The organism is Haladaptatus sp. CMSO5, from assembly GCF_036689885.1.
Taxonomy (GTDB): domain Archaea; phylum Halobacteriota; class Halobacteria; order Halobacteriales; family Halococcaceae; genus QDMS2.
In genome coordinates this window covers 2,809,483-2,822,097 of the sequence record NZ_JBAHVW010000001.1, presented here as the reverse complement: position 1 = coordinate 2,822,097, position 12,615 = coordinate 2,809,483, and the positions used below count along the sequence as shown (strand labels likewise).

General features: G+C 62.2%; 11 protein-coding genes. 7 read left to right on the top strand and 4 right to left on the bottom strand.

The window, feature by feature from the left end:
* Positions 1 to 34: 34 nt before the first annotated feature.
* Both V5N12_RS15115 and V5N12_RS15110 read left to right on the top strand, forming a co-directional pair.
* Positions 35 to 877, top strand: coding sequence for a DsbA family protein (locus V5N12_RS15115; RefSeq protein WP_332900006.1), 843 nt, complete (start codon positions 35 to 37; stop codon positions 875 to 877).
* Positions 878 to 1,305: 428 nt separating this feature from the next.
* A complete protein-coding gene (locus V5N12_RS15110) occupies positions 1,306 to 2,271 on the top strand; it encodes an AAA family ATPase (protein ID WP_332900005.1) in 966 nt (321 codons plus the stop codon).
* Here the strand turns inward: V5N12_RS15110 and V5N12_RS15105 are convergent.
* Genes V5N12_RS15105 through V5N12_RS15090 form a run of 4 tightly spaced genes read right to left on the bottom strand, consistent with a single transcriptional unit; the run spans position 2,252 to position 5,550 of the window.
* On the bottom strand, positions 2,252 to 2,935 hold the full coding sequence (locus V5N12_RS15105) for a DUF7519 family protein (RefSeq protein WP_332900004.1): 684 nt from the start codon (positions 2,933 to 2,935) through the stop codon (positions 2,252 to 2,254). The two genes, V5N12_RS15110 and V5N12_RS15105, sit on opposite strands and share 20 nt — an antisense overlap.
* Positions 2,932 to 4,185 carry a DUF58 domain-containing protein gene (locus V5N12_RS15100; protein ID WP_332900003.1) on the bottom strand — a complete coding sequence of 418 codons (1,254 nt, stop codon included), beginning with the start codon at positions 4,183 to 4,185 and terminating at the stop codon, positions 2,932 to 2,934. The genes V5N12_RS15105 and V5N12_RS15100 overlap by 4 nt, the downstream gene beginning before the upstream one ends.
* Positions 4,175 to 4,777, bottom strand: a complete 603-nt coding sequence (locus tag V5N12_RS15095; protein ID WP_332900002.1) for a DUF7269 family protein — start codon at positions 4,775 to 4,777, stop codon at positions 4,175 to 4,177. Before V5N12_RS15095 ends, V5N12_RS15100 begins: the two co-directional genes overlap by 11 nt.
* Positions 4,774 to 5,550, bottom strand: a complete 777-nt coding sequence (locus V5N12_RS15090) for a DUF4129 domain-containing protein (protein ID WP_332900001.1) — start codon at positions 5,548 to 5,550, stop codon at positions 4,774 to 4,776. The genes V5N12_RS15095 and V5N12_RS15090 overlap by 4 nt, the downstream gene beginning before the upstream one ends.
* 358 nt (positions 5,551 to 5,908) lie before the next feature.
* Between V5N12_RS15090 and V5N12_RS15085 the strand changes: the two genes are divergently transcribed.
* From V5N12_RS15085 to V5N12_RS15065, 5 genes are all read left to right on the top strand, one after another.
* The gene (locus V5N12_RS15085) at positions 5,909 to 7,471 is read left to right on the top strand and encodes a hypothetical protein (RefSeq protein ID WP_332900000.1); all 1,563 of its coding nucleotides are present in this window, start codon (positions 5,909 to 5,911) and stop codon (positions 7,469 to 7,471) included.
* Positions 7,472 to 7,539: 68 nt separating this feature from the next.
* The gene (locus V5N12_RS15080) at positions 7,540 to 8,454 is read left to right on the top strand and encodes a hypothetical protein (RefSeq protein ID WP_332899999.1); all 915 of its coding nucleotides are present in this window, start codon (positions 7,540 to 7,542) and stop codon (positions 8,452 to 8,454) included.
* Positions 8,455 to 8,610: 156 nt separating this feature from the next.
* Positions 8,611 to 10,938 (top strand): oligosaccharide flippase family protein, encoded by a 2,328-nt coding sequence (locus V5N12_RS15075; protein ID WP_332899998.1) that lies wholly within the window; start codon positions 8,611 to 8,613, stop codon positions 10,936 to 10,938.
* Positions 10,935 to 11,993, top strand: a complete 1,059-nt coding sequence (locus V5N12_RS15070; RefSeq protein WP_332899997.1) for a DUF1616 domain-containing protein — start codon at positions 10,935 to 10,937, stop codon at positions 11,991 to 11,993. Before V5N12_RS15075 ends, V5N12_RS15070 begins: the two co-directional genes overlap by 4 nt.
* Positions 11,993 to 12,568 carry a metal-dependent hydrolase gene (locus V5N12_RS15065; RefSeq protein ID WP_332899996.1) on the top strand — a complete coding sequence of 192 codons (576 nt, stop codon included), beginning with the start codon at positions 11,993 to 11,995 and terminating at the stop codon, positions 12,566 to 12,568. Before V5N12_RS15070 ends, V5N12_RS15065 begins: the two co-directional genes overlap by 1 nt.
* Positions 12,569 to 12,615: the final 47 nt, after the last annotated feature.

Genomic DNA, 12,615 nt, shown 5'->3' with positions numbered 1-12,615 from the left:
GATAATAATGGGGGTAGCACTGTCACTACGGAATATGACAGAGAAAAAATCCAGACGTCGAATCCTCCAGCTGACCGGTAGCGCCGCGCTGCTCAGCCTTGCGGGCTGTGCGAGCCTCACGGACAATGCACTTGACAACCAAGAAGAACAACAGACCACGACGGCCGCTGAAAGCCAGCAGACCACGGCGACGACGACGGCCGAAAACATCGACCAGTCTCCGGACGAGGGCAACGGCGACTCCACGCAGGCAGTCACGCGCAAGAGCGAGGAAATCGTGAAACCAGCCGGTGCGCTCATGGATGCGCCCGTAGAAGACACCGACTCCACGTACGCGGTCATGGGGTCGAGTGACGCCGACGCGAAAATCACGTTCTACGGGAACTGGAAGTGCCCGTACACCCAGGAGTTCGCCGTTGGCGGCTTCCTCGACGAAATCGTCCGCGAGTACGTCAAACCCGGCGACCTTCAAATCGAGTACCGCGCGCTCGCGTTCCTCGGTGGCGAGCCGTTCCTCGGTGAGGACGCCCCACTCTCCGCACAGGCCGGGCTTGCGGCGTGGGACACCGACCCCGAGAACTACTGGACGTACTTCGCGTACGTGTTCAAAAACCAGCCACAGGAACGCTTCGACTGGGGTACCAAAGAACAGATGAAAGTGTTCGCAGTGGAAGCGGGCATCGCAGACGTCGAGGCGTTCACCACGGCACTCGACCAAGAGACCTACCTCGAAGATGTGGAAGCCACGACCGAAGCCGCGGCCGAAGTCAACGTCTCTACGGTGCCTCGCCTCGTCTTCGAGGACGGGACGATGGTTCGTCCGACCGTGGACGCAGAAAAGACGCGCGCCCAAATCGAAGCCGCAATCGAAAACTAAGCGCCGCGACTGCCGGCAGTAATACTTATACTGTCTCGTAATTAACTTCGGAATGCGGTTTGAAATAAACCCGCCATCCAACGTCCGTTTCGGTGCGATCGTACTCGACGCCTTTGCCCGGGGCGTTCGCGTACATCTCTCGCGCCTGTGGCGTTGACGCGGGCGGTGGTTCCGAACCATGTGTTCTGCCACCTACTGCACGCGAGGCGACGTATCTGCCCGGTGCGTCGCGTTCGCCACTGCGTGGCTGTTACTTCTGTCACGTGGGCCGGTCGGACGCTCCATCCGCGAACTTTGCCCGGGTTCGCGTGTGTACCCACGTTCCGGCCACCCACCTCCCACGCATCCTATCGCCACGAGCGACAGCCCGGTTTTCCGACTGATTTAGCCAACTGATAATAAAAGGGCTAGCGTCGAAGGCACTCTACATGCGAGTTGCCGAGGCATACGAGTTGAGCCGTCGCGTGACCGACACGATTGGAAATGCGGTCATCACCGAACAAGAGTTTTTAGACACCGTCCTCACCGGACTGCTCGCCCGCGGGCACGTCCTCTTAGAAGACGTTCCCGGCACCGGAAAGACCCTCACCGCCCGGAGTCTCGGGACGGCGCTTGGACTCTCGTTTTCGCGCATCCAGTTTACCCCCGACTTGCTCCCGGCCGACGTGACTGGCACGCACGTTTTCAACGAGAAAAACCGGGACTTTGAGTTCAAGAAAGGCCCCATCTTCGCGAACGTCGTCCTCGCAGACGAAATCAATCGCGCCTCGCCGAAGACCCAGGCCGCGCTGCTCGAAGCGATGGAGGAAAAACAGGTGACAGTGGACGGCCAGACCCACAAACTCCCCGACCCCTTCTTCGTCATCGCCACGCAGAACCCCGCAGAGCGAAACGAGGGGACGTTCCCGCTCCCCGAGGCGCAGAAAGACCGATTCATCATCAAGACGAGCATGGGCTACCCAAATCGCGAGGGCGAACGCGAGCTGCTCGCCCGCCGTGAATCGCGCGAAGACCGGAGCCCAACCGTCAACACCGTCTGCTCGCCCCAGGAGGTGCTCGACCTCCAGCGCGTCTCAGAGCAGGTGCGCGTGCAAAAAGACGTCCAAGACTACATCGTCGACCTCACGCGCGCGACGCGAGAAGACGAACGCGTCACCGTCGGGGCGTCCCCACGTGCGACCCAGCGCCTGTTCGAGGCCGCGCGCGCTCGCGCCGTCCTCGACGGCGAGGAGTACGTCACGCCAGAACACGTAAAGCGCGTCGCCCACCCCGTCCTCGACCACCGTATCGTGCTCACCGCTGACGCGCGGGTGAACGGCGTGGAAAAATACGACGTTATCGAGGCGGTGCTGTCGTCGGTGGACGTGCCGACGATTACCTATGCAACGCGATAAGCAACACCAGCACCGCGACGAGTAATCCGAGCAACGCAGACAACGGGACGCCGGGCGTCCCGAACCCATCGACTGCTTTTGTAGCGAGGTACGCGATGACTCCCGCCCCGACGGTGCCCACGAGATGCGTCACTTCGACCTGTGCGGTCTGTGCGCCTCGACCGAGTTGCTGGCCAAGGGTGATGCTGTGGTCGCCTGCGTCCCACGCGACGACGAGCGCGATGGTCGCGAGCAGGAACGTGCCGAGGTCGCCCATCTGGACGACGCCAGCCATGACGACGCCTGCGAGCAGGAAGAAACTCCCCGCCTTGACGAGCCAGCGCGACCCCTTTCGCAACGGGATGACACCAAGCCCGAGCACCCACGCGCCGAGCAGTGTCGGACCAACGACGACCATAAACCGCGGACTCGGGGCGGCGGCGAAGCCGCGCGCGACGCCGACGAGGCCGACGAGCACGCCGATGGCGACGACACCGTGACCGAGCCAGCGATAGCCGTGGGTTCGTGCCTCGTCGCCAAGCCCGGCGACGAACAGTCCCCCGACGATGAACACGAGCGCGGTCGGAATCGCGGGCAACTCGACGATGAAAAACGCCGGGAGCGCGCCCGCGAGCACCGCCGCGACGCTTGCGATGCGGGTTGGTTTCCGCACGGGTGCGCTCATAGCCGCCACCTCCCGATGTCCTCTAAGGCGGCTTCAAGCGGCCGGTCTGGGTTCCAGTCGATGACCGGAATCTCACCGGCGCGAAGCTGTCGAATCCGCTGGACGCGTTCTATGTGGGCGACTTCTCCGCCAAGGGTGTCTCCGCCCGTGACACACGGGCTGAGCACCGTTACGCGGTGGCCGTGGGCGTCGAGGCGTTTGACCTCGCTCACGATGTCGTCATCGACCAGCGGCGAGAGGACGACCACTTGCGTCGAGGCCGTGAGTTGGGTGCGCAGCTCGGTGAACTGGGCGTCGTCGAAGGCGTCTCGCTCGGGTGGCCGCGGAGCGAGGTTGTTCGACGTTGCGAGCAGGGTTTTCCCGCGGATGCGGTGGTCGTTTCCAGCGCCCGGGGAGAGCCACGCGAACTCGCGGCCGACGACCGCGAGGCCGACCTGGTCACGCGAGGCGAGCAGCGACTCGAACAGCTGTTCTGCGGCGTAGCGCGCGTATGCGACCGCGTGTGGGTCGTCCTCCGTCGCCCGTCGGTAGGACTGTTCGCGGGCATCGACGAGGACGACGACGCGACCGGCGCGCTCTTGGCGGAACTCGATGGTCGAGAGCTTGCCAGTCCGCGCGTGGCGGTTCCAGTCGATCTGGTGGATGGAGTCGCCGGGGCGGTATTCGCGGGTCTGGTGGAACTCGACGCCGCTGCCGCCGTCTGCGGTGAGCACGCGCCCGTAGAGTTGGGTTGTCTGCTGGCGAAGTGGCATCTCAGAGACCTCTGCGTCACAGCGCAGTTCTGTCTCGCTTGCGACGTTCGTCTCCACCTCGCGTGCGCCCGCGATGTCGTTCAAGATGACCGTTGCGGGCGTGAACGGGTGTGCGCCGCGCTTTGCGGTAATCGAGTAGGTGAACGTGGTCTCTCTGCCGGGGAGCAGCGTCGCGCTGTGGCGGGGCGTTCCCGCGGTCACGGTGAGCGTCTCGGGGACGCCGTCTACAATGCGCACGTCTGGCAGGAGTGACGAGCCGGTGTTTCTGAGCGTTACCGTCACGTCGACCACTTCGTTGTGGCCGGGCGTGTCAGTGCTCAGCCGCCGATCGAGTTCGAGCGTTCCGTCTGGCGTGCCGGTCACGCGCGGGTAGACGAGGTAGACGATGCCAACGGTGGCAACGAGCAACAACAGCGGCCGGTTCGCGAGGAGTCCGCCCATCGCGGTGAGGAGACTGATTGCGGTGACGCCCCGCCAGCGTTTCGTCTCACGCAGCATGGCCGTCACCTCCGGCGCGGGCGACGAGTTCGGTCACCGCGTGGCGGGCACCCCGTTGGGTTGGTGTCTCCAGCCTGATGGCCGTGGTCAGCCACTGTTCGGGTTCTAACGGCGGGGCCTCGCTCCCGAGGAAGCGGGCGGCGAAGGGGTCGTCGGTCCACGTCCCGCGGGCGACCTGTTTTTTGGCCGTTGTCTGGGTACACCCGCGCTCTGCTTGCACGACTCGCACGGCCGTCGCGGTCAGTTGCTGTTTTGCGAGGTCGCACGCCTCACGGTGGGTGAGCGCCCACAGCGGCGAGTTCGAGATGAGGTCGTCGTAGATGTCACCGGCGAGCGGAACGTCCGTGACCTGTTCTGCTTCCGGCGGCGTGGTGTGGTCGCGCGCGCCGTTTCGCGCAGAAACCGTCACGAACAGGGTGATTACGGCGGCGAGGACGGCGACGACCACGAGCACGAGGTAGTCGTTCCCGAGCGCCGAAACCAACGCCTCGCCCGGAAGTGCGCCGGCGAGGTCGGGGTTGCCCGTCGCGAGGTACGCGAGCAGGAAGATGCCAACGCCGAGGACGCCAAAGACGACACGACGGAAGCTCATTTCTCAGCCACCCGCTGTGCGGTGAGTTGGTCTTCTACCCGTGCGGCGAGCGCGCGGTCGTCGTCGGTCACCGGCGCACCGCCGTAGCGAATGCGTTTGAACGTCTTCGTCAGCTCCATGAGTAGCTCATCGTCGAGGTCGGTTTCGTCCCGAAGCGCGGCCGCGACTTCGTCGGGCGTCATCGCCTTGCGTTGTTCGTACGGAATTGCGCTCGCGACTTCGTGCCACGCTTGATACACTTCGTTTTCGGGGCGGGCAACCACGGTCGGTTGGGTCGAAACGGGGTCGTTTCGCTCCGCGTGTTCGAGCCAGCCAGCTATCGTATCGCGCTTTTTGACCGCGACCGCGAGGACGGCACCGATGAGCACGAACGGCAAGAGCGTCATGAGAAACGAGAGGAATTTGTCGAGCAGGCTTTCTCCGACAATCTGTGGACTTGACCCCTGTCCCGTCGCTTCTGTCTGCTGATTTGCACCGCCGGCTTGTGGATCGCTTAGCTCTGCATCACCCTCGCCTGGTGTCGCTGTGTTCCCTTGGGTTTCTGTTTTACTCTCTGCGGTGGGCGTGCCGGTGGACTCCGGGTCTGCAGTCGTCACGTCATCGCCCTTGAACTCCTCTGCTTCCTGTGGATTTATTGGAAGTTTGTCATAGTCGATGTTGATGACGTCCTCTGGTTTCGTGGTCACCGAATCGTCGAGCGTCGTCGAGGCGAAGCCAACCGAGAGGATGCAAAGCACCGCAACGACCGCAGAGAGAAGTCTATCCGTATCCATTTTTATCCAGCCCCACCGTCACGTACAACTCGCCGTCCCGGCGTTCCCATATATATCGCGAGACAGGGACAGGACACCCATTATTATGAGGCCGATAATCAGGCCGTTCTGCAAGAACGTGTTGTGTGCTACCATGCACTTCGTAACCGTGAATCGGCACACTCAAAACCGCGGCTGTCAGGATGATACTCACACCATAACAACTTTGTGGTGCCGGTGGTTTCGTGAGGGTGACGAGTAATTCCCGTGTGAATTACTGTCATGGAATCAGTAAAATAAGGTATTTCGATACTTTGCCCGGGTCGCTACTCCACTCATACCCCATACGCGAGCCGGAAATCTACCATTAGGGTTTGCAATGACCACGCGCGACACGACTCCCTCGACAGACTCGAACCGCGAATCGAATGACTCCACTAGCCTTGGCAGACGAACCTTTCTTGGGGCAGTCGGCGCAACGGCTGCAGGTGCCACACTCCTGGCGTCGGGCAAAGCAGAAGCCTCGCACGTCGATGACCAGTACGACCGCGTCATCGACATCGTCGACGACGGCGGTGCGGACAACTCGGGCAACGAGTCCATCACGCCGATTTTAGAGCAGTATGCGGCGAATGACACGCTCATCAAGTTCCCACCGGGCCGGTACTTCATGGACTCACAGTTCCGCTTTACTGACTTCCGGAACTTCGGGCTGGTAGGCGACGACGCCACGCTCGTCCCCGCGAACTACCACAACTTCGATGGGCCACAGTATCGGCTGTTCCGGTTGGGCGTCAACTACGACCCCGGCGTTGACCTGCGCGTCCAAGGGTTTGCCGTCGACCTTCGGGCCGACGACACGGGCATTCGCGTCATCGAAGCACAGGTCAGAGACGGATTGTTCGTCGACGACATCACCGTCGTCGGCCGCCACGACAGCGGCACCTACGGCCCGGGACTGTTCGACATTCTCTCCCCGGATGGCAAGGGCATGGTCAAGCGTTTTCGCGCGAACTACGGCGGCGCGTTCTCCGAGAACGCACCGGGCGACATCTGGCGTGGCCCCTCCGGGCTGATGTCCACGCGCTACCACGAAGGCCAAATCGAGTACAAAGACTGCGAACTCGACGACTGGCCGGACAACGGCCTCTACGCGCTCACCAACGGTCGAGTCATCGTAAACGGCGGGCGCTATGCCAACAGCGAGGCGGCGAGCATCCGCCTCGGCGGCCACGACTGTCTCGTTACCGACGCGACCATCGTCGTAGACCAGCAACACGACGAAAACCAGAACCAGCGGGGTATTCGGCTGGACGAAGGCCCCAACATGAACGTGGTCGACACCACGATTCGACTGGAGAAACCGAACGGCCACGCGCTCACGGTGATGAACGACTGTGACAGCGCCTTCCTCAGCCATCTCGACGTGACCGTCGGCGACAGAACCTGCCACGGCGTCGTCGTCCAGTCGAGCGCCGGGCCGACGAAAATCATCCGCTCAGACATCGAGATACAACGCGGTGGCAACGCCATCCAAATCAACGGCTCTGACGCCGGGAAAGTTCTCTGTGAGTACGTCGATATCTCCGGCGACGCCGAGGGCGACGTGTGGCGACACGCTCTGCGGTGTAACCGCAACGACTGTGAGTTCCGCGTCGTGAACTTCAACCAACAGGGCGAACACTACCGCCGGGCGATGGTGTTGAACGGCGACAATACGCTCGTGTATAAGGGCAAACAGACCGCCTCGCACATCCCGTTCGTCGTAAATGGCTCCGGCATTTGGATGGAGGGCATGGACGCCCAGTCGATGACCGGCTACGAGGCTGTCAAGCTAAACGACCAGAGTTCTGACGTAACCATCAAGAAAAGCGATATCAAACGCGGTGTCTGGGACAAAGGCTGTTCTGGCCTGCGAATGTACGGCAACGACACCAGCTAACACACGCCGCGCTCGGTTCCCTGTTTATGCGGCGAATAAGAAAGGTGGTAGGTTGATGAGAACCATCCATGCAGAAGTCCGCACTGACGAACCGCATCCGCCGCGGCCTGAGTGAACCGCATCTGGTCGTCCGTGAGCTGAACAAGTACTACTATCGCTCGCGCAAGAAGAAGGGGAAAAACGACGGTGTCGAGATGTTCGAAGAGGACTGGGACAACCTCATCATCCTCGATGCGTGTCGCTACGACACCTTCGCCCAGCGCCACACTCTCCCCGGGACGCTCGAACAGAAAAAATCGAAAGTGTCCTCCACCATCGAGTGGCTCGACACGTATCTCGACGGCGCAGACCTGCGCGACACGGTGTACATCACCGCGAATCCGCAGCTCTACCGAAAACGCGATCGCGTGGACGTGCAGTTTCACGCCGTCGAACACATCTGGCAGGACGACGGCTGGGACGATGAGTTCCGCACCGTCCGCCCGGAGACCGTGGCAAAGCGCATGAAGCAAGCCGCAGAGACGTACCCGAACAAGAAAATCGTCGGCCACTTCATCCAGCCCCACTACCCGTTCATCGGTGAGACCGGCCAGAAGCACATGGACTTAGACAGCCTCGACTTCTGGAATCGCGTATTAAACGGCGAGGTGACGCTCGACGACGAAATCCTCTGGCAGGCCTACGAGGAGAACTTCGACCTCTGTATGCCAATCGTCGAAGACCTCTTAGAAACCCTGCAGGGCAAGACTGTCGTCACCGCAGACCACGCCGAGATGATCGGAGAGCGCTCCTCGCCCATTCCGATGAAGGAGTACGGCCACCCGACGGAACTCCACACGCCCGAACTCACCACCATCCCGTGGCACACCTACCAGAACGGAGAGCGAAAGGAGATAACCGTCGGTGACGACTCCGAAACTACGACGCGCGACGAAACCGCAGACGTGGTTCAAGAGCGCCTGCAAGACCTCGGCTACGCATAGCCACGCGCGTTTCTTACCGCCTAACCCAGCAACCATCCAACCTTACCCCCCGTATAATAAACACCCCGTGAACACAAGCGAGAAGCGAATGAGTCGCCGCACGTCCCGCGTCCAACAGCGTGCGCTCGCCGCCGAAGCCAAGCTAAAGGTGATAGTGTGCAACGTAGTATTCTGAGCGGTTTTCTCTCGATTTTCGGGTCGAAGGTTTTCATCCTCGTCCTTGGGCTCGCGACGACGCCCATCCTCTATCGTCTCATGGGCCCCGCCCAGTACGGTGAGTACGCCTTCGTGCTCTCCATCTTCATGATGTTCATGATTTTCGTGAGCTCTGGGGTCGCAGACGGGGTTCGCAAATACATCCCCGAAGACCGCTCCATCGACAACTGGAGTGGCTACGTCATCGGCTTTTACTTTCGCATGGGACTCGTGCTTGCCCTGTCCGGTGCGGGCGTGCTCGTCCTCCTCGCAGAAACCGGCCTCGTCGCACGCTTTTTCGGCGCGGATTTCGTTCCGTACTTCTACGTCCTCGCGGTGCTCGTCATCGTCGCGCAGTTTCGGACGTTCGTCAGACGGACGCTCATGGGATTCGGCCTCGAACGCTACTCTGAGCCGCTCAAAATCCTGTATGAAGTGACGTTCGTCGTCATCGCCATCCCCGCGGTCTACTACGGCTACGGGGTCATGGGCGCGCTCGCCGGGCAGGTACTCGGCAGTGCGCTCGTGATGTTTCTCGGCTTCATCGTCGTCCACCGCAAGAGCACGCTGGTGAACGTGGTTCGGCGCACTCCACGGGGCTTCCCGTGGCGCGAACTGGTCGCGTTCAACTCGCTTTCGATTGTGCTCATCTTCTGTCTGATGTCGCTCTATCACATCGACATCCTCCTGCTTGGGGCGCTCACCGACAGCACGCAGGTCGGCCACTACAAGGCGGCGCTCAAACTCGCTGAGTTCCTGTGGTTCGTCCCCACCTCGATTCAGATGGTGTTCGTCCACTCAACCTCGAAACTCTGGTCACAGAACCGGACGGGGCAGATTTCAGAACTCGCCGCCCGCGCGACGCGGTACACCCTCTTGCTCACCGCCGTGATGGCGCTTGGGCTGTACTCGATTGCCCACATTGCTGTACCGGTGTACTTCGGTGCAGAAGCGACGCCCGCCGTCGAGCCACTCTTGCTCCTCCTTCCCGGGGCGCTCGGCTTCGCCGTTGCGCGCCCCATCCTCGCCATTGGTCAGGGGAAAGGCGACCTGAAACTGCCGATTATCGCCACGGCAAGCGCCGCAATCATCAACCTCGTGTTGAACATCATCCTCATCCCACGGTTCGGGATGAACGGCGCGGCGATTGCGACGAGCACCGGTTACGCGTCGATGTTCGTGTTCCACATCTGGTCTGCGCGCAAAATCGGGTTCAACCCGCTCTCTGACGCCCGACTCGGGCGTATCGCGCTCACGACCGGCCTCGCGGCCATCCCCATCCTCGCGCTGCCGAGTTACATCCCACAGAACCTCGTGCCGTTCGTCTCCGGCGACATCGTGACGCTCCTTGTCGTGCCGCCGGTCGGCCTCGTCATCTTCCTCACCTTCGCGTTCGTCACGGGCGCACTCGGCATCGGTGAGGTGCTCGACATCCTCTCGTCTGCGCTGCCCGGCAGCATCGCCGGGCCCGTCGTTCGTCTGCGCGATCGCTATGCTAGCAGTGGGTCACTGTTCGGGAACGACTCGCTTCAGTATATCCTCGTGTTCATCGGGATGGTGTTGTTCATCTCGGGAATTGCCTTCGCCGTCATGGGGCCAGACCTCGGCCCGGTCGATAGCCCCGACGTGAACGTGCCCGGGCTGAACCAGACCAACGATACGAGTACGGCGGCCACACAGACGCCGACGCAAACCGACGGCACGACCGCCACGTCAACCGCAGCGACCACGCAGGATACCACGCAAACAGACGACGGTGGCGGTACGACAGCCTCGACGACGACCGCAACCACGACAGCCACGGCTACGACCACCTCGACGACCGCAGAACCGACGGATGAACCAACGGACGAGCCAACCGACGGCCCGACCACCGAAGACCCAACGACGACCGCAACGACGACTTCGACCACCACGACGACAACTGCAGAGCCGACGACGACCACCTCGACGACGACCGCGGAGCCGACCACAACGACGACCACCACAACTGCAGAGCCAACCACGACGACTTCGACCACGACTTCGACAACCTCGACGACAACCACCACGACGAATACGACGACGGCGTCAACAACTGAATTGACGAACACGACAACCACGTCCTCTACGACGAGTTCGACGACGGAGTCAACGACGTCCAGTACGAACTCGACGGCCGGGTTTAGCGTCCCAACCGGGATTGGCCTCGCCACTTTAGGAGTGGGACTGCGTCGCATACGGCGCGGCGACGAGGCCGCTTACGGGGCCGATAATAAAGGTAGAGAGGAGTCTGTGAAGAATCAATGAGCGAGTCGAGAACGCCGTTTCCGACGGACTTGTTGCTGGTCGTGGCGCTGACGCTGTTTGCCGATGCCGCCATCCTCGTCGCGGACGTGAGTGGAACCCTCCGCATCCTCGTGGGACTGCCGCTCATCTTGGTGCTGCCGGGCTATGCGATGATTTCTGCCCTCTATCCCGGTCGCATTCCAGAAGAAGGAACCCACGACCGCGACGACCCAAAAAAGGGACTGCGAAAGCTCCCCAGCAACTACGGAATGAGTCCGGTCGAGCGCATTGGACTGTCTATCGTCGCCAGCCTCGCGCTCGTGCCGTTCGTCGTCTTCGTCCTGAACTTCGTGTGGGCGCTCGAAGTCACGCCAATCCTCCTCGGCGTGAGCGCGCTCACGCTCCTGTTGGCAGTGGTGGCGCTCGTGCTCCGCCTTCTTTTGCCCGCAGAGCGCCAGTATCGCCCGTCGTTCGGGATGCGCACCGACTCCGCGAGCCACACCGGGTCGCTCGGTTCGAGTCGGTCGAAACTCCCGACCATCCTGCTCGCGGTCAGCCTGCTGCTGGTCGCCGCGAGCGCTGGATTTGCGGCCACCGTCCCGCCGCAGTCTGAGGAGTTCTCGGCGCTCTACTACGCCTCCGTGCCGACCGGCCAGTCAGAAGAGGCTCCCGGCCCGTTCGCCGCCGGACAGCCCGCAGACGTGCCAATCGGCATCAACAACCACGAGGGTGAAGAGGTGACCTACACCGTGGTTGGCGAACTCCAGCGCGTCGAGCAGGCCGACAACGGCGAGTTACAGGTGGTCGAAGAAGAGGAACTCGTCCGCCAAGAGATAACGGTTGCAGACGGTGAGAACGCCACCCAGAACGTCACCGTCGAGCCGACGCTGACCGGCGGGAACCTCCGGATGGCGTTCTACCTCTACAAGGGCGACGTACCCGAGAACCCATCCGCGGACAACGCCTACCGCTCTATCCACCGCTGGGTGACGGTAAATGGCGGCGGCGACATCGAACCGCCCGCGGGCACGTCACAACAGCTATCCACGCAGGCCGTTTACGCACGCCCAAGCTAATGTGGCCGTGGGAACACCTCGCCTTCGCGTACCTGTTGTACTCGCTTTTCGCCCACGCCGTCTACCGTCGCTCACCCGACGGTGCCGCGGCGTTCCTCGTCGCACTGGGTTCTCAGGCACCGGACCTCGTCGATAAGCCCCTGAGCTGGACGTTCGGCCTCACGCCGACAGGCCACGGCGTCATGCACTCCATCCTCATCATGGGCCCGTTGCTCGCGGGGGCGTTGTTGCTCACGAACGGCCGGAACCGTCGGCTGGTGGCGGCGTACACCATCGCGCACCTCTCACACCTCGTGGGCGACCTCATCTACGAGCCACTGTTGCTCAACGAGCCGTTAATCGTCGGCCGCGTGCTCTGGCCGGTCGTTTCGCTGCCCGCCTACAGCACCGACCAAGGCGGCCTCATCGGGCGGGCGGCGGTGTACTTCTTCCGATGGATACACCACCTCGCCACCCAAGGCCTGACGCCGCTGGTCGTCTTCGAACTGTCGCTCGTCTTCGGCGTCATCGCCCTCTGGGTGTACGACGGCGCGCCCGTGCTCGCAGACATGGTGCGCTACGCTCGCTCAGACTGACCTTAATCCCCCGATAATAACGGTGGGGGAGTGTCTGTGTTCTCTCA